The 16,920-nt window shown below is 65.5% G+C and carries 16 protein-coding genes; 14 read left to right on the top strand and 2 right to left on the bottom strand.

The features are described 5' to 3' along the window. Positions 1–26 precede the first annotated feature (26 nt). From IIB36_05830 to IIB36_05765, 14 genes are all read left to right on the top strand, one after another. Positions 27–605, top strand: a complete 579-nt coding sequence (locus IIB36_05830) for a hypothetical protein (GenBank protein ID MCH7531272.1) — start codon at positions 27–29, stop codon at positions 603–605. 403 nt (positions 606–1,008) lie between these two features. Beyond that, entirely contained in the window at positions 1,009–2,685 is a 1,677-nt protein-coding gene (gene ilvD / locus IIB36_05825; protein MCH7531271.1) for a dihydroxy-acid dehydratase, read from the top strand. Positions 2,686–2,687: 2 nt separating this feature from the next. Next, the gene (locus IIB36_05820) at positions 2,688–3,860 is read left to right on the top strand and encodes a hypothetical protein (protein ID MCH7531270.1); all 1,173 of its coding nucleotides are present in this window, start codon (positions 2,688–2,690) and stop codon (positions 3,858–3,860) included. A 46-nt stretch (positions 3,861–3,906) separates the two neighbouring features. Further along, positions 3,907–6,432 (top strand): zinc-dependent metalloprotease, encoded by a 2,526-nt coding sequence (locus IIB36_05815; protein ID MCH7531269.1) that lies wholly within the window; start codon positions 3,907–3,909, stop codon positions 6,430–6,432. A 272-nt stretch (positions 6,433–6,704) separates the two neighbouring features. Continuing rightward, positions 6,705–7,592 carry a fatty acid desaturase gene (locus IIB36_05810; protein MCH7531268.1) on the top strand — a complete coding sequence of 296 codons (888 nt, stop codon included), beginning with the start codon at positions 6,705–6,707 and terminating at the stop codon, positions 7,590–7,592. A 40-nt stretch (positions 7,593–7,632) separates the two neighbouring features. Next, on the top strand, positions 7,633–8,025 hold the full coding sequence (locus tag IIB36_05805) for a VOC family protein (GenBank protein MCH7531267.1): 393 nt from the start codon (positions 7,633–7,635) through the stop codon (positions 8,023–8,025). A 49-nt stretch (positions 8,026–8,074) separates the two neighbouring features. Further along, positions 8,075–8,788: a (Fe-S)-binding protein gene (locus IIB36_05800; GenBank protein MCH7531266.1), complete on the top strand. Its 714-nt coding sequence runs from the start codon at positions 8,075–8,077 to the stop codon at positions 8,786–8,788. Next, positions 8,785–10,179, top strand: a complete 1,395-nt coding sequence (locus IIB36_05795; GenBank protein ID MCH7531265.1) for an iron-sulfur cluster-binding protein — start codon at positions 8,785–8,787, stop codon at positions 10,177–10,179. The genes IIB36_05800 and IIB36_05795 overlap by 4 nt, the downstream gene beginning before the upstream one ends. Further along, the gene (locus tag IIB36_05790) at positions 10,176–10,763 is read left to right on the top strand and encodes an LUD domain-containing protein (GenBank protein ID MCH7531264.1); all 588 of its coding nucleotides are present in this window, start codon (positions 10,176–10,178) and stop codon (positions 10,761–10,763) included. Before IIB36_05795 ends, IIB36_05790 begins: the two co-directional genes overlap by 4 nt. A gap of 64 nt (positions 10,764–10,827) precedes the next feature. Further along, on the top strand, positions 10,828–11,442 hold the full coding sequence (locus IIB36_05785; protein ID MCH7531263.1) for a peptidylprolyl isomerase: 615 nt from the start codon (positions 10,828–10,830) through the stop codon (positions 11,440–11,442). Between the two features lie 98 nt (positions 11,443–11,540). After that, positions 11,541–12,893: an amino acid permease gene (locus IIB36_05780; GenBank protein ID MCH7531262.1), complete on the top strand. Its 1,353-nt coding sequence runs from the start codon at positions 11,541–11,543 to the stop codon at positions 12,891–12,893. Between the two features lie 2 nt (positions 12,894–12,895). Then, positions 12,896–13,435, top strand: a complete 540-nt coding sequence (locus IIB36_05775; GenBank protein MCH7531261.1) for a hypothetical protein — start codon at positions 12,896–12,898, stop codon at positions 13,433–13,435. 30 nt (positions 13,436–13,465) lie between these two features. Beyond that, complete coding sequence (locus IIB36_05770; GenBank protein ID MCH7531260.1) at positions 13,466–14,065, top strand: thiamine pyrophosphate-binding protein; 600 nt, start codon at positions 13,466–13,468, stop codon at positions 14,063–14,065. 101 nt (positions 14,066–14,166) lie between these two features. Then, positions 14,167–14,718 (top strand): Spy/CpxP family protein refolding chaperone, encoded by a 552-nt coding sequence (locus IIB36_05765; protein MCH7531259.1) that lies wholly within the window; start codon positions 14,167–14,169, stop codon positions 14,716–14,718. 88 nt (positions 14,719–14,806) lie between these two features. On the opposite strand, the gene IIB36_05760 is transcribed toward IIB36_05765, so the two are convergent. Together IIB36_05760 and IIB36_05755 are read right to left on the bottom strand one after the other, a co-directional pair. Beyond that, positions 14,807–16,474 (bottom strand): immune inhibitor A, encoded by a 1,668-nt coding sequence (locus IIB36_05760; protein ID MCH7531258.1) that lies wholly within the window; start codon positions 16,472–16,474, stop codon positions 14,807–14,809. Beyond that, positions 16,471–16,842: a hypothetical protein gene (locus IIB36_05755; protein ID MCH7531257.1), complete on the bottom strand. Its 372-nt coding sequence runs from the start codon at positions 16,840–16,842 to the stop codon at positions 16,471–16,473. Before IIB36_05755 ends, IIB36_05760 begins: the two co-directional genes overlap by 4 nt. Positions 16,843–16,920 lie beyond the last annotated feature (78 nt).

Genomic DNA, 16,920 nt, shown 5'->3' with positions numbered 1-16,920 from the left:
TTGTCGGGCTGCTAGCGATTGCGTGGGTGAGCGGCCTCGCGGCACAGACGCCCGTTCCAAATACCGCATCGGTGGCGACCGAAGTGGAAGTGAGAGAAGTGACTGCCTTCTTCTTGGGAGTGCGGTCCCAGGCGATAGCCTCGGTCGGAGAGGAGCTCTTCGAGGGACTCGCGAATGGGGTGGCGTTGGGGCTTGAAGCGGGGGTGGAGTTCGATAACCGATACGTCTTCAGCATTGTTCTACTCCGCGGGCATCATGCGGACGAGTTGGCAGAGACTTCGGCCAAGACATGGGACCTCATTCTGGATATGTCTCGAGCATGGGCGAGGGGGAAGTGGCACCTCGGCGTGGGTCCTGTCGCCGGGTACACATGGGTCCATCGAGGCATCTACCAAGAGCCTGCGAGTGGCTTTCTGGCCGGGGGCTCCGCCGTACTCTCGCGGGAGGTGGCCCGATCACTGCAGATCGGACTTGGTGCCTCGGCGACTTGGTCCCTGGTGGTCAGTCCGCCATTCAATGACGGTAGTCGGGACACGGATGAACGCGCCGTCGGACGGCGGCTCCGAGTCGGTGTAGGGATAACTTACTGGTGGTCGGACACCTAACACGTATCAGGCCCTCGGAGTCAAGAGCGCGCAGCTCCCCCTACCCGCCGCAGCGCGGCGGTCGAAGGTAAGGCGACGATCGTCGTGGTCTCTGACTTCGTTTCAGCCGCGTGGGCTCCTGCGACCTAGAAATTCATCTGTGCCCTCGTACCGTCCGACTACGATTCAAGGCGCGCAGGCTCAGGGCCGTGAGGCCGGTGGCCAGTTAGCTCCGGGTTCGGGTGAGGGGCAGAGACCAAGTTGGACCGATTGTTATGTAAGTAGGGAGCGGGAGGCGGCGTCCAATCAAGCGAAGCGGCTGCCGGGCGTTGTCCGGTGTGCGCCAGCTCGAGTTCGAGACCGAGCGGTTCGCGCCGAGCGGTCCCCGAGCCCACACTGAAGCTTCAGAACAAGGGAGGAAACGATGAAGCTCCCCCTGCTGAGGAGCCGACAGCTGCTCGAAGGACCCGCGCGGGCCCCGGCGCGGGCGATGCTGCGTGCCGTGGGTCTGGATGACGAGGACTTCGAGCGTCCGCTCATCGGGATCGCGAATACCTGGACCGATGCGATGCCCTGCAACATCCACCTCCGCGGACTGGCGGACGGGGTCCGCGAGGGTATCCGCGAGGCCGGCGGGACGCCGCTCGAATTCAATACGATCGCGGTCTCGGATGGGATCACGATGGGCACGTCCGGCATGCGGGCCTCGCTCGTGAGCCGTGAGGTCATCGCCGACTCCATCGAGCTCATGAGCCGCGGCTACCTGTTCGACGGCGTCGTCGCGCTCTCGGGGTGCGACAAGACGATCCCAGGCACGGTGATGGCATTGGCACGCCTGGACCAGCCGAGCCTCATGCTGTATGGGGGATCGATCCAGCCCGGGATGCACAATGGCCGCCCCGTGACGATTCAGGACGTCTTCGAGGCCGTCGGCGCGCATGCGGCGGGGCGCATCGATGAAGAAGAGCTGAAGGCGATCGAGAAGGCCGCCTGCCCCGGAGCCGGAGCCTGCGGCGGGCAGTTCACCGCCAACACGATGGCAACCGTCTTCGAGGCGATGGGGATCTCGCCCATGGGGAGCGGATCGGTTCCGGCGACAGACCCGGCGAAGATGGACGTCGCGCGCGAGTGCGGGCGTCTGGTGGTCGATCTGGTGGAGACGGGCCTCACGGCCCGGCAATTCCTCACGCGGACCGCACTGGAGAATGGCGTCGCGCTTGCCGTGGCCACCGGCGGGTCCACGAACTCGGTCCTCCACTTGCTGGCGATCGCCCGCGAGGCCGGCGTGGAATTCTCGCTCGAGGACTTCGCTCGGATCAGCGCGAGAACTCCGGTCCTCGCGGACATGAAGCCATGGGGCCGATTCAACGCGCCGGATCTGCACGCCGCGGGCGGCGTGGCGCTCGTCACTCGGCGGCTACTCGACGCAGGGTGCGTCGCTGGTGAGGCACCTACCGTCACTGGGCGTACCCTCGCCGAAGAGGTCGCCAGAGCCCGAGAGACGCCTGGCCAGGAGGTCGTGCGCCCATTCGAGAACCCGCTGAAAGCCCGGGGTGGCCTTTACATTCTGCGCGGCAACCTGGCCCCTGACGGGTGCGTGCTGAAGGCCGCCGGTCACGAGCGTGGGTTCCACCGAGGTCCTGCTCGGGTGTTCGACAGCGAAGAGGACGCCTTCAAGGCGTTTCAGGAGGGTGGCTTCAAGGAAGGGGACGTCGTCGTCATCCGATGCGAAGGGCCACGCGGTGGGCCGGGCATGCGTGAGATGCTGGCGGTGACCGCCGCGCTCGCGGGTGCAGGACTCGGCTCCTCCGTCGCGCTACTGACGGACGGCCGCTTCTCGGGCGCCACGCACGGCCTCATGGCCGGACATGTCTCGCCCGAGGCCGTGGACGGTGGTCCCATCGCCGCGGTGCGCGACGGCGACATGATCACGCTCGATCTTGCCGAAGGCACCGTTTCTCTGGACTTGAACGCCGATGAGATCCGCACTCGCATCTCGGAGTGGCAGGCCCCCATCAAGCCTCTGCCGGACGGAGTGCTGTCCAAGTATGCACGGCTCGTCACGTCGGCTTCCGAAGGCGCGGTCACCATCGGCACGTGACGATGGGAGCGACGCGCGCCGGACTCGCGCTGGCCGGACTCGTCCGCCTACTCGAGTACAGCGGCGAGGGCCGCTGGCTCCTATGGGCTCGCGGGCACCTCGAGAACGCGCAGACCGGCCCCATCGACCCCACCTTGCTGGATGCCTACGGCGGCATCGGCTCATTCAACGATCTGGTTCTCGACCCCGTCAACGGCCACGCGCTCGAACGCATGCAGGTACCGTGGGCGAACCGATTGCTCGCCGTCCTCGGTGAGCGCGTCTATCAGCTCGCATGCGAACGGACCGACGAGCGCTTCGAGGCGGCGTGGGTCCATCCCCCCGACCCTCCGATCGAGGGGTGGCGATGCCTCGTGTGCGGACACGGCGAGATCACCGACTACGACGTCGAGTGGTGGATCGCACGCGTTCTCGTCCCCGCGCACGTGGCGGACTCCACGCTCGAAGACGCCCCGGGCTTGGTCGACGTGATCCTGTCGGGCCAGGTGATCGGCGCGACGGAGTCGCGCGCCGACGTGATGGCCCGGGCGAGCGTGAGCGGGCTCCATGTCGCGTACCGAGACGATGCGATGCGCCCATGTCCGGCGTGCGGCAGCGCCGACACGGCGGCGTACCGGTGGATCTTCGCGGGCGGGGGCCTGCACCCCGCCGAGGACAATCTGGAGATCCGAGCGCCCGGGCATCGGTATCGGTCCGATTGCTCGCCCGCAGCCGTCGCTGGCGTAATCGAATCCGTCGGGAGTGCGCGCGTCGCTCCAGGACTCTGGGAGCTCGCCGACAAGCCCCCTGAGGAGTTGCTTCATGCCCAGACCGACGTCATGGAGGCGCTACGGGGCCTGGAGGGGTCCACGTACCTGACGGGCCGTGAGGATCGTGAGGATCGTGAGGATATGGAGCAGATCGCGGATCGAGACGGTTGGCAACAGGCCGCTGATGATACCTGGCTGATCCCCGAGAGCGCGCCCACGCACGTCATGTTGCAGGCGTATCTCGACGAGGGAGCCTGGCAGATGTACGTCGCGCCGAGTCCCGCCGGAGCGGGCGACCTGCCCGACCTCTTCAAGGGAGACCCTGCTTCACACGCGGGCGCGATTGCCCGTCTTGGGATCGTCGCGCTCATCGATGCGTACGACAGCACCGAGTGGAGGGTGGCTGTCGTATTGTCGCGCGACTAGCAGCCACCTACCCTGCGTAGCTCGCCGTCTTCCGACCAGGCCTAGCATGAAACGACTGACCGGTTTTCTTACGATCGCGCTCGTAGCACTCTTCCCGATGTTGATCCCTCAGGCGGTATCGGCGTTCGCGGCTCCCGTGCTGGCCCCCCAGCAGCGTGGGGGCGGTCCCGGCGGCCGAGGCGGTGGTGACAGCGACGACGAAGATGACTCCGGCGGTCCGAAGGAGTATTCGGAAGTCATCACCGAGGATGCCGTTACGAAGCCCGGCATGTTCGACGTGCACGAAGTGGACGGCGACCTCTTCTTCGAGATTCCGGCCGTGGAGCTCGGCAAGGAGATGTTGCTGATTCAGCGCACCATAGAGTCGACGCTGCAGAGTCCGAGCTCGTTCTTCGGCGGTGGCCCGAGGCTCATCGTTCAGTGGGAGAGGAACAAGGATCGGGTCATCCTGCGCGAGAAGGAGTACGACGTCATCGCCGACGAGAGTGCTGCGGTCTGGGGCGCCGTTTCCGGTTTTCGGAAGGGTCCGGTGCTCGCGACCTTCGACGTTGAAGCGTACGGAGCAGACAGCGCAGCCGTCATCGACGTCTCCGACCTCTTCCTGTCCAGCATCCCCGAGTTCGGGCCGATCGACGGACTGAACCGTGGGCGCAGTTGGGTCGAGGATTCCTGGTCGTTCGACGACGCCGTGAACGTCCAGGTCACCCAAAGCGGTTCGGGCACTGCCGGCGGAGCGCGCGGTCGTGGTGGCCCCCCCGGCGGCGGCCGCGGGGGGCGGGGCGGGAACGAGAGCCGGTCTCAGACCGTGAAGAAGTTGTTCAGCATGGCCCGCCTGCCCGACGAGCCGATGATGCCGCGCTGGCACGACGACCGCGTGGGCTTCAACTCGAGCCGTTCCTACGACTTCACGCGGCCGGACAACCGGCTTGAGCAGGTACGGTTCATCCACCGCTTCAGGCTGGAGAAGCAGAACCCGAACGCGGCGATTTCGGACCCGGTGCAACCGATCACATACTGGATCGATCCCGCGACGCCGGACTGGCTCAAGCCGTGGATCGTTTCCGGAGTCGAGGCGTGGCAACCTGTGTTCGAGGCGGCGGGCTTCAGCAACGCGATCTTCGGCCGCATCGCGCCGACGCCCGAGGAGGACCCGAGCTTCTCACTGTACGACGCGCGCAACTCGGCGATCTACTGGCGTCCCTCGACGGTCGCGAACGCGACCGGCGGACAGGTCGTCGACCCCCGTTCAGGGCAGATCCTGAAGGGGGAGGTCAACATGTACCACAACATCATGGAGCTGCAGAAGAACTGGTACTTCATCCAGGTGGGTCCGCTGGATGAGCGGGCCCAGTCGCTGCCCCTGCCGGACTCCTTGATGGGCAGGCTCGTCGAGTACGTGGTCTCGCACGAGATCGGTCACTCGATCGGCTTCCCGCACAACATGAAAGCGTCGGCGATGTACCCCGCCGACTCCGTACGCAGCGTGTCCTTCCTCGAACGCATGGGAGGCAGCCACGTCGCTACGCTCATGGACTACTCCCGCTTCAACTACGTCGCGCAACCAGAGGACAACATCCCGCTCGAATACCTCATCCCGAAAGTGGGGCCGTACGACCAGTTCGCGCTGCATTGGGGCTACGCACCGATTCCGGGAGCGGAGACGCCGGACGAGGAGCTTGCAACGCTCGACGAGTGGGCCCGCGAGCAGGACAAGTTCCCGTGGCTCCGCTTCACTACCTCGGATGCGGCCGGCTCCGACCCGGAGGCGTTGACCGAAGCGGTCGGCGACGCCGACGCCGTGAAGTCCACCACATACGGCATGTTGAACCTCGGGCGCGTCATGGACATGATGCTCGAGGTCACCGAGAAGCCTGGAGAGAGCTACGCCGAGCTCGAGACGCTCTACGGGCAGGCAGTGAGTCAGTGGGGTCGTTACATGGGCCACGTCACCGCGATCGTCGGTGGCGCCCAAAGCCAGGAGAAATACGGGACCGGGCCCCGCTTCGAGCCGGTCGCGAAGTCGCGGCAGCGTGAGGCGGTCGACTACCTCAACAGCACGGCGTTCCACGTCCCTGAGATGTTCCTCGATGAGGACATCCTGCGCAGGATCGAGCCGACGGGAGTGGTGGCGCGCTTTCGCACGCAGCAGAACCGTGTTCTGAACAGCCTTCTGGGTCAGTCCAAGCTGGAGAGGTTGATCGAATTCGAGGCGATGGCTGACCGCGCGGATGAGCAGTATTCGATCGCCGACCTGATGAGCGATCTCGTGGACGGCATCTGGTCGGAGCTGGACGACCGGTCCGTGCGCATCAATACGTACCGACGAAACGTGCAGCGTGCGTTCCTGGAGTCCGTCGACAACCGCCTCAACCCGACGGAAGCCGAGCTGACCCGGTCGAACAACCCAGTGCCGGCGACATGGACATCGGACATCCGAGCTGTCATGCGGGCCACGCTCGAGGACCTCGACGGCGCGATCGGCGACGCTATGCCGAACGCCGGCGATGGCATGACGCGCATCCACCTGCGAGACGTGCGGACAGAAGTCGCGAACATCCTGGAGGGGAATTGAGCGAGCCCGAGTCGGACGCTCGTGACCCATCGGCCTTGTTCAAACGAGGAGAAATGAACAGCGTAGCAGTCCATCTGTGAGAAAAAGGCAGGAGTGACCGTCTGAAGATCTCGTCTGAGAAGCGCAGTTCCGCGATTCATCATGCCAAGCCCGATCGTGCAAAGATCGAGCAATGGAATCGCATCCTGAAGCCGTATTGGGGCGCGGACACCAAGCGGAGCGTCACACAACTGCTCACCTCCGCGATCCCGTTCGTGATTTTGTGGTACTCGATGCTGCGCAGCCTCGAGTACAGCTATTGGCTGACGCTCGCGCTCGCGGTTCCGACCGCAGGCTTTCTGATCCGCCTCTTCATCATCCAGCACGACTGCGGACACGGAAACTTCTTCAAGTCCCGGCGGGTGAGGGATTGGCTCGGGCGCGTGATCGGGACACTGCTGCTGACGCCCTACGACTACTGGCGAAAGACGCACGCGTACCACCACGCTCATTCGGGCGATCTGGACTTCCGCGGCTTCGGGGACGTCGACACGCTCACCGTGCGCGAGTACTACGAGCTGACCCGGCTGCAGAGACTCCAGTACCGAATCTATCGGCACCCTGTCGTGCTCTTTGGCCTAGGGCCCGCGTACCAGTTCCTGCTCAAGCACCGCTACCCGACGGACGCACCGAAGGAGTGGAAGCAGGCGTGGCGAAGCGTTTGGTGGACCAACGTCGCGATCGTGATGGTCGTCGCCGTGATGTGGCTCACCATCGGGATCGTAAATTTCCTGATGGTTCAACTTCCGGTGACGCTGATCGCCTCCACGCTGGGCGTCTGGATGTTCTACGTGCAGCACCAGTTCGAAGAGACGTACTGGCACTGGCATGAGGGCTGGGACTACTACGACGCTTCGCTGCTCGGGAGCTCGTACCTCGTGCTGCCCGCACCTCTGCAGTGGATTACGGGGAACATCGGCGTGCACCATGTGCACCACATGAGCGCGCGGATTCCGAACTACAAGCTACAGCAAGCGCACGACGAGAACGAAGAGTTCCACGTCGTGACCAAGGTGCGCTTTCGCGATACGCTGAAGCTGATCAACCTCTCCTTGTGGGACGAGGACAATCAGCGATTGATCCGGTTCAGGGACCTCAAGAAGCTCCGGAAGGCCGCATAGGCCTGGGCGCACCGCTTAAGCAGCGGGAGAGGAGGCAGGCATGGAGCTCGGCGCGTTTTCGATCAGCCTGACCGTCAAGGACCTGGGGGTCTCGATCGCGTTCTACGAGAAGCTCGGCTTCGAGGTCAGCGGCGGGGACCGTGAGCACTACGTCATCATGGTGAATGGCGGCGCCGTGATCGGTCTCTTCCAGGGGATGTTCGAAAAGAACATCCTGACCTTCAATCCCGGGCTGTCGCAGGACAAGGAGCAACTCTCCGAATTCACCGACGTGCGTGAGATCCGCCAGCGGCTGCTCGACGCGGGCATCGAGTTGACCACGGATACAGAGCCCGACGGCACGGCACCGGCCCACGTCGCGTTCGACGATCCGGACGGCAACCCCGTGCTGATCGATCAGTTCTTCCCTAAACCGGGCACTTCCGACGGCTAGGCTGCCACGCATGACCTTAGTCGCCACTCCCCTTCCCATCGGGTAGCGGATGCGCGTCTCTCTGTTTGCCACCTGTCTGTGCGATCAGTTCTACGCCGAGGCCTGCGCAGACGCCGTGCGGCTGCTCCGCCACCTCGGTGTCGACGTCGACGTGCCGGAAGGGCAGACGTGCTGCGGACAGCCCGCCTACAACGCCGGTAGGCCCGAGGAAGCCCGAAGCATGGCCGCGCATACGATGGACGTCTTTGCAGATTCCGAGTACGTGGTGCTCCCTTCGGGGAGCTGCGCGGGCATGATTCGATGCTTCTATCGCGGGCTGACCGGCGCGGACCCGGGACGCGCAGAATCACTCGCCAGCCGGACGTACGAGCTGTCGCAGTTCCTGCGGCAGGTGCTGAAAGTCGACACGCTCGGTCCGGGCCTCGAGGGACGTCGCGTCGCTTATCATCACGGCTGTCATGCGCTCCGCGAGCTCGGGGTGAAGGATGAGCCACTCGCGCTGCTCGCTGGCTGTGGCGCTGAGGTGGTCGAGTGGGAGGCCGACCAGGAGTGCTGCGGCTTCGGCGGGCTCTTCAGCGCGAAGCTTCCCGAGGTGTCCGCCGCGATGGCCGACCGGAAGATCGACACACTCCCTGACGTCGACTTCGTGACCTCGTCCGACGGAGGTTGCTTGCTCCAGCTCTCAGGGCGAGCGACGAAGCGCCGCACCGGCCCTCCGTTCGTGCACCTCGCGAGCGCGCTCTGGCAGGGCGTGGCCCGGTGAGCTTCACGGGACCCGCGAGGTATCGAGAGGAGGCCGCCAAGACGATTCGCGAGAAGCCCGAGGTACGCACGTCGATTACCGCGGCCACGCGCACGTTCGACGCGCATCGTGTTCACGCCTGGGAGCAGATCGACGCGGACCGATGGCGTGACTGGGCTCGGGACGTGAAGTCGCACGTGCTGGGGAAGCTGGATGAGTATCTGGAGCAGGCCGAAGAACGGCTCACAGCGAACGGAGCCCGTGTACACTGGGCGGAGACCGCGGCGGACGCGCTCGCGGTACTCGGCGAGATCGTGCGCGAGCACGGCGTTGAGAGCGTCGTGAAGGCCAAGAGCATGCTCAGCGAGGAGCTGGGTGTGAATCAGCACCTCGAAGGCCTCGGGGTGCACGTGCGTGAGACCGACCTCGGCGAGTACATCATCCAACTGCTGGGTGAAACGCCGAGCCACATCGTGGGGCCCGCGATTCACCTCAGCGTCGACGACTGCCGGAGGCTCTTCCACGAACGGCTGGGCACGCCACTCGACGCAGAACCGGACGAGCTCGCGGGGGCGGCTCGGGAAGCGCTTCGCGCTGAGTTCCTCGCCGCGGATCTTGGGATATCGGGCGCCAACTTCCTGGCGGCGGACACCGGTACGGTCGCGCTCATCGAGAACGAGGGGAATATCCGACTTGCGACGTCGCTGCCCCGCGTGCACGTCGCGTTCGTGGGCATCGAGAAGCTGGTGCCGAGACTCGAGGACGTGTCCGGGCTTCTTCAGCTCACGGCGCGTGCCGCGACCGGGCAGCCGATGGGAAACTTCGTCTCGCTCATTCAGGGACCGAGGAAGAACGACGAGGTCGACGGTCCCGACGAGGTGCACGTCGTGCTCGTGGACAACGGGCGCACGAAGTTGCTCGCAGACGACGCAGCTTGGGAGGCACTCAGGTGCGTGCGCTGCGGAGCGTGTCTCAACATCTGTCCGGTCTATCGGCAGACGGGGGGCCACGCGTACGGCTGGACGTACTCCGGCCCCATCGGAGCGATCATCGCTCCGGGCATGCTCGGCCTCGAGGAGGCGATGCCTCTCCCTTATGCGTCCACCCTGTGCGGAGCCTGCACCGACGTCTGCCCGGTACGCATCCCGATCCCCGAGTTGCTCGTGCACTGGAGGGAGAAGGCCGCCGAACAGGGTCTCACGCCTGCAGTGGAGACCATCGGCCTCAAGGCATACGCGAAGCTCGCGCAGAGCCCCGAGCTCTTCAGCGCCGCCGGTTCGGTGCTGCGTCACCTGCCGCTCGAGCTCGGGGGTCGCGCGCTGCCGGTCGTGGGCGGGTGGCTGCAGGAGCGGTCGGCACCGAAGTCGAGCAAGAAGAGCTTCCTGCAAATGTGGAGGGAGGGCATCGAGTGAGCGCGCGGGATCGGATTCTCGAGCGAGTGCGGGAGGCGCTGAGCGACCGAGATGCCGTGGAGCACCCCGGAACGTTCGGGGGGTGGCGGCCAGCCGCCGCGTCGCATCCCGTAGACGGACTGGTCCAGCTCCTGGAAGCAGCGGGAGGTGAGGTCGTGCGCCAGCCGAACGTCGACGCTGCCGCCGCGTGGCTCGCGTCCTTTTGCGCTGATTTCGAGAGCAGCGCGGTGGGCGAAACCGTCCCCGATGCTCTGCGGCCTCCGCTTCCCTCCGGCGCCGCGGACACCGCGCCGCTCGGAGTGTCCCTAGCCAGAGGCGGCGTCGCCGAGACGGGCTCGCTCATCATGGATGCCAGAGATGGACGGCGTGTCCAACTGCTCGTGCCGACGCACGTCGTGTTCGTTCACACCGGGGACATACACGCGACGCTGCGTGAGGCGCTCATCGACCTGGCTGACGACCTACCTTCCGCGATCGGCTTCCACTCGGGGCCGTCCAAGTCCGCCGACATCGGGCAGATCCTGGTGAAGGGCGTGCACGGGCCTGGCCGGCTCGTGGCAGTCTTGATCGAGAGTCAGGACTAGCGGAGAAGGTGCCGTGATTCTCAGCCGTACGTACCTGCAAGGCCTCGTGCTCGCGACGCTCTCGATGGTCGCGTGCTCCACCGTCGACACACGAGCGATCCTGCTCGACCCTACCGACCCCGCCTGGTCCGAGAACGCCCCGGATACCTTTCGCGCCCGCTTCGAGACCACCCGGGGCGCGTTCGTCGTCGAGGTCGTGCGTGCTTGGGCGCCCATCGGTGCCGACCGGTTCTACAACCTGATCCGCCACGGCTACTACGACGACGTGCGCTTTCACCGTACCGTACCGGGCTTCATCACCCAGTGGGGTGTCTCAGGTGATCCGGAGGTGAGCGCCGTGTGGTACGAGCGAGGCATGGCGGACGACACGGTGGTCGCGAGCAACGCGCGCGGCACGATGGCCTTCGCGTTCACCGACCCCGGTACACGCTCCACGCAGGTGTTCATCAGCATGGTCGACAACTCTCGTCTCGACCAGCAGGGCTTCGCCCCATTCGCGCGGGTCGTCGAAGGCATGGACAGCGTGGTCGACTCGATCTACTCGGGGTACGGCGAGAACTCGGGCGGCGGCGTGCGCCGCGGAGACCAGAGCCGGATCGTCTCGGGGGGAAACGCATATCTCGACGCCGAGTTCCCGGAGCTGGACCGGCTCATGCGCGTGACGATCGAGCGCCGCTAGGCGCCGACCATGCTCCCGCCCCAGCTCTTCCTTGTGGGGCGAAGCGTTGGTGACGCATGTTGCGCGCGGAACCAGACGCCGTCCTTCCCTAAAGCCGCGTGACCGACTCCGGATCGAAATACGAGCTGCACCGAGTCCTGGGAGTCCGGGACGGCATGGCGGTCACCGTCGGTATCGTGATCGGTGCGGGCATTTTGCGCACGCCCGGCCTCATCGCGGGGCACCTCGGCAACCCGTGGCTCATCCTCGCGGCGTGGTTCTTCGGCGGTGTGGTGGTGGCGCTCTCCACGCTCGTGCTCGCGGAGATGGCTGCGGCGCTGCCCGAAGCCGGAGGCAAGTACGTCTATGCCCGCCACGCGTGGGGCGACAGCATGGGCTTCCTCGCCGGCTGGTCCGAGCTACTCGTGACCCGCGGCTTCTCGGGCGCCGTCAAGGCAATCGCGATCGCCGAATACCTCCGGATCCTGACGGGGGGACGGGGCTCGGTCCCGCTGCTCGCGTTCGCCGTGTGCGTCGCCTTCTTCTTCCTGCACACGCGTGGGCTCGAAGCGAGCACGAGGTTTCAGAACGTCACCACCGCGATCAAGGTCCTCGTGGTGATCGCGATCGCGGGCGCCGGTCTGTGGGCCGGGGACCTCGTCGGCTTCCAACCTTCGGTCACCAGCACGTCCGGTCCAACCGCAGGCCTGCTCGGCTTTGCGCTCGCCTACCAGTCGATCTCGTTCGCCTACTACGGTTGGGAAGACGCTGCCAAGATGGCCGCGGAGGTCAAGGATCCGGGCAGGGCTCTGCCCAAGATTCTGGTTGGCGGCTCGCTCGCGGTGATGGTGCTCTACCTTCTGATGAACGTCGCCTTCCTCTCCGCGCTCACACCGGAGGAAATGGCCGGCTCCGTGCTGGTCGCGCAGGACGCGATCGCTGCGGTGTTCGGCGGTACCGCAGGCACGGTGGTCGTCGTTGCGAGCCTTCTCATCCTCGTGAGCAGCCTCAACGTGAACTTCCTGGGCCTCCCGCGCGTGGCGTATGGTCTGTCGCAGCACGGGCTCGCGCCCAAGGCGTTCTCGCGAGTGGACAGCCGCGGGACGCCGAGGAACGCTCTCTATTTCATCTCGGCGTGGATCGGACTGCTCGCGCTGTCCGGCGCTTTCGAGCTGCTGATCCGGTTCATGATGACCGTCGCGATCACCGTCGACACTATGGTGCTCATGGGCTACTTCAAGCTGCGCAGCTCCCAGCCAGCTCTCGAGAGACCCTTCACCATGCCGGGCCACCCGGTGCTTCCGGCGATTACGATCGCTCTCTACGTCGGGATCCTCACGATCATCGTCTGGACCCAGTGGCAATTGGCGACCGGCGCCGGCGCCATGATCGGCGCCATTCTGCTGGCGGGTTGGATCACCAAGCGACAGACTTCAGTCCCCGTTTCAACTGATCCGACTGGCGGACGGTAACTCTGGCCACACTGAACGAGACGCTTCGAACACTCGCGGCGGCGCGTATCACGCACGTCGTCGGCCTGCCGGACGATACGTCCGCGCCGCTCTTCGACGCGCTCCGGAATCATACTTCGGTGCGACTCATCACCGTCACCCGAGAGGGCGAGGCGTTCGCGATCGCCTCTGGGTTGTGGCTCGGGGGGGCACGGCCGCTCGTCGTCATTCAGAACACCGGGCTGCTCGAGTCGGGTGACAGCCTCCGCGGCACAGCGGTGCGCATGGCAGCGCCCATCCCGATCCTGATAACAGGTCGAGGCTACGGGAAGATGGCCAGCGCCGGCCTCACGCCGGACGAGCCACGTACGAGCGAGCTCCTGACCCGCGCGGACGTCGACTCCGCCGCACTGCTCACCGAGCCTACGCTCGATGCCTGGGGCATACCGTTCGAGCGGTGCCAGGGTGACCAGGATCCGGCCGCCGCGCTTGCCCGAACCATCGGGGCGGCTCGATCGGAACAACGGCCGAGGGCCGTCATCGTGGCACGAGCGCTCAACTGATGCCGGTCCTCTGATGCCCGATCCGCGCTCATGCTGACACGGGCACAACTCCTCGAGCCGCTCGCGCGCCACCGAACGAACGAGGTCGTCGTCACGACCATGAGCGTCACTCGCGCCTGGGGGCGACTCTCTGATCACGACCTCGACTTCGCCTCTGCCGACAGCGCGATGGGACATGCGGCCGACCTCGCGTTGGGGATCGCGCTCGCGCGTCCAAGTCGAACAGTGGTTTGCCTGAACGGGGACGGCAGCATGCTCATGACCCTGGGCACGTTGGCGACAGTGGTCGGGGCCGCGGCGACCAACCTCGTGCTCATCGTGGTCGACAACGGTACCTACGAGATCACCGACAGCCAGCCGGTTCCGGCTGCCGGCTCCGTCGACTACGCGGCGATGGCAGAAGCAGCAGGATTTCCCCGGGTCTTCCGTTTCGACGACCCCAGGGAATACGTCGAGGCCGTTCCGGACATCCTCACCACACCCGGCCCGACGCTGGTGCACGTGAGCGTCGAGCCCGGGTCTGAGGGTCCGATCGGCCGAAGCATCGAGGAGCCCGCGCGTTACCTGCGCGTCTCTCTAGCTGAGTGGTCCCGAACCCTCCGCGACGCTCTCGCCACCGATCCCGGCTAGCACGGTCTTTAACGAAGCCCCTCCCGGCTGCCTCTATCGCTTCACAGACGTACGAGCAGCGCTCGCTTCCACGAGCGGGCGATGGAGTGAAGGAGCATGTGATGAAGATGATGACGGGTGGCTTTCTAGTCCTCGCGACGCTTTTCGCGACCGGGATGACAGACCTCACGGCCCAACAGGCCCGACGCGGCTCTCAGGTGAGAGGCACGCAGGGTCGGCAGCAGGGCGGCGTAGAGTCGATCATGCGCCTGCGCGAGCGCCTGGAGTTGACCGAAGATCAGGTAGACCAGCTCGACGCGATCCGACGTGAGAACGTCCAGCGGCGCACCGCCGAAATGGTGGCAATGACCGAGGTACAGTCCCAATACGCCGCAGGTCTCATCCGGCGCAGCGACGTCATGGCGGCGATGGAAGAGCGAGAGGAGGCGAAGCGCGGACGGGACGGACAGCAACGCGACAGACTCGAGTCGATCCTGACCGAAGGACAGCAAGAGTCCCTCAATCGAATCAGACGTCGGGACCGGGCTTCCGCCGGTGGAAGGGCACGTGGAATGCGCGGGCGAGGAGGCCCTAGTGGATTCCGTAGCGACCGCGGGGGTTGGCAGGGGCGTGACTATTTCCGTCGTGACCGCCGAGGACGACGAGGTGGATGAAGGAGATATCGGGTCCCGCTAATTCACACGCACCTCACCAGCGGGCTCGATGCGAGTCCCGTCCAGTTACGGCTGGGCGGGGCTCGTTTTAGTTCCCATGCTCCCTCATCCACCGGCGCAGGTCCCCCACGTCCAGCCGACCGTTACGGTTGCCCTCGCTGTCCACGTAGGCAATCTCGAGCTCGGACAGCGGATCGGAGTTCGGCTCCAGGAAGAACTGCACAATCCGCTGCTCCTCGACGACCAGTTGCGTCGACAGCGTGATACGGGCTTGCCCGTTCTTCACGACGATCGAGTGGAAGACCACCTGCGTGGCACTGCCGTCGTTCAGGCGCGTACTCGGAGAGGTGATGCTGCTGAGCTCGTTCGACACCCCGCCGACACCCCAAGCGTCACCGGCTTCCCCGCGATTACCTCCCTCGAAGCTGTTCCTGATCAACCCGTCGTTGTCATCCTGCTCGAGCAACGCTAGGAAGTACGGATTGCCACTGCTGGGGTTCGGTCTCAGCGCGGCACCCAGCTCCTGGTGGTAGATGAGCACGCCGTCGGCCGGGATCCCGTGGTCGAATCCGACTTGGGCTCGATACTCCACCAACAGGTACTCACTACCGCCCTGGTCGAGATGAATGCGTAGCGCATCGCCTGAAGTCTGCACCGGATCGAGCACGTACTCCCGACTGCTGACCGGCTCGAGGCCGACCTCCGTGAAATCCAGCCAACCGAGCACGTTCTTTGAGCGCGCACTCATGTGCGAAGGACCATAGGGAACGCGATCCTCGACCGGGCCGCATCCCCACGAGCCCGCCGCCATGAGCGCCCAGCAGCCGAGGATCCATCGCCGCCCGACGGGTCCCCCGGCCGCGGTCGGATGGTAGTAATCCGGCAGGCCCAGCACGTGTCCGTACTCGTGAGATATGGTGTTGGCGATCTGGACGTCGAGGCCCTCGCAGTCGGTCGCACTCTGTACGATGTAGCCATTGACCTGGACGAAGCCGCCGTCCGGGCGAGCATCGTTGGTGGTATACGGCTCCCCATTGTTCCGAGGTGCGAGCCCTGAACGATGTGGCCAGATCGACGGACCGCCACAAGAACCCGCGATCTCGATGAACTCGAACGTCATCGCGTCGACGAAGCCGTCGTCATCGCCGCTGTTGGGCACGTTGTCCGGGCCGTCGTTGTCGTAGAGGCCGAAGTCGGTCGTCGCGTCGGCGAGCTGCAGCGCCTCCAGGAAGTATGGTCCTAGGTCGGCGTCGCTACCGAGTCCGTTGTCCTCGCCCACGACGACCTCCATCGGTCGCGAGGTGCGGACCCAAGGAAGCACGTCACCCAGCAGCGTGAACTGACCGCGTGACATCTCCGCGTACGCTTCGGTAATGGTCCCGTACGGCGCCGGCCCGTCGAAGAGCGAAGCCTGGATCATCTCCCGCGTGATGTGCGGCTCCTCCGAATCGGAGAAGAGAGCGGGCAGAACCACGAGGCGGTGGATCCCGCCGATGTCGCGCACCGGCTCCACCTGACCCTGGGCATTCACGCGAAAGAGTCCGTTCGGTAGTTCGAACGCGCCCCGGTCCTGGGCGACGCGATCGTAGTAGCTCTGTGGGAGCGTCAGCCCGCGGAGCTCGGCGAGCGCCTCGATGTCCTGGGCCCAGAGAGACCCGGTCGACCACGCCGGCGTCTGGCAGACAAGCAACAGGGCGATCGACAGTCGGCCGATGGCCGCTTGCGCCCACAGACGCCTGCCGCACCGCGCTGTCATCGCCGTATCTCCACGTGGTACTCGGCGAGGATGTTACGCAGCGCGTCATGCGGCGCGGCCACCTGGAGCACGTGTGCCTCGAACGAAGCGAGCGTGTCGAGCACCTGTAGCCCAAAGGACAGCTCCGCCGACGGCTCCGCGACCACGACCACGATGAACGAGTCGGCGTGGTGCTTGCCGAAAACCCGACTGTTGATCTGAGTCACGCCGGTGATGCCGGCGCCGAATATCGAGATGAGCGCCGCGCCCTCGGTCACGAACGGACCCTCGAGGGTCACGGTCATCGTGCCGGGACCCGGAATCGAGTCAGCGCACGCGGCAAGCGCGAGCGTGATACTGAGGACAGGAACGAGCCGTGGGAGTCTCATGCCGTGCGCGCTGAGGGTTGGTCCGAAGTCGAAATCACATACGCTCTGTGAAAGGGACGGATTTCGCAGGAGCCATCA

The organism is Gemmatimonadota bacterium (assembly GCA_022560615.1).
Classification (GTDB): Bacteria; Gemmatimonadota; Gemmatimonadetes; order Longimicrobiales; family Gaopeijiaceae; genus UBA1138.
Note: the sequence above shows the minus strand (reverse complement) of the source record. Positions and strands in the feature narration are given on the sequence as shown.

Bases quoted from the DNA above. Each gene is read 5' to 3' on its own strand.
- IIB36_05765 (MCH7531259.1), top strand. From the start codon at position 14,167: ATGAAGATGATGACGGGTGGCTTTCTAGTCCTCGCGACGCTTTTCGCG.
- IIB36_05755 (MCH7531257.1), bottom strand. From the start codon at position 16,842: ATGAGACTCCCACGGCTCGTTCCTGTCCTCAGTATCACGCTCGCGCTT.
- ilvD (MCH7531271.1), top strand. From the start codon at position 1,009: ATGAAGCTCCCCCTGCTGAGGAGCCGACAGCTGCTCGAAGGACCCGCG.
- IIB36_05820 (MCH7531270.1), top strand. From the start codon at position 2,688: ATGGGAGCGACGCGCGCCGGACTCGCGCTGGCCGGACTCGTCCGCCTA.
- IIB36_05800 (MCH7531266.1), top strand. From the start codon at position 8,075: ATGCGCGTCTCTCTGTTTGCCACCTGTCTGTGCGATCAGTTCTACGCC.
- IIB36_05810 (MCH7531268.1), top strand. From the start codon at position 6,705: ATGCTGCGCAGCCTCGAGTACAGCTATTGGCTGACGCTCGCGCTCGCG.
- IIB36_05805 (MCH7531267.1), top strand. From the start codon at position 7,633: ATGGAGCTCGGCGCGTTTTCGATCAGCCTGACCGTCAAGGACCTGGGG.
- IIB36_05815 (MCH7531269.1), top strand. From the start codon at position 3,907: ATGAAACGACTGACCGGTTTTCTTACGATCGCGCTCGTAGCACTCTTC.
- IIB36_05770 (MCH7531260.1), top strand. From the start codon at position 13,466: ATGCTGACACGGGCACAACTCCTCGAGCCGCTCGCGCGCCACCGAACG.
- IIB36_05785 (MCH7531263.1), top strand. From the start codon at position 10,828: ATGGTCGCGTGCTCCACCGTCGACACACGAGCGATCCTGCTCGACCCT.
- IIB36_05760 (MCH7531258.1), bottom strand. From the start codon at position 16,474: ATGACAGCGCGGTGCGGCAGGCGTCTGTGGGCGCAAGCGGCCATCGGC.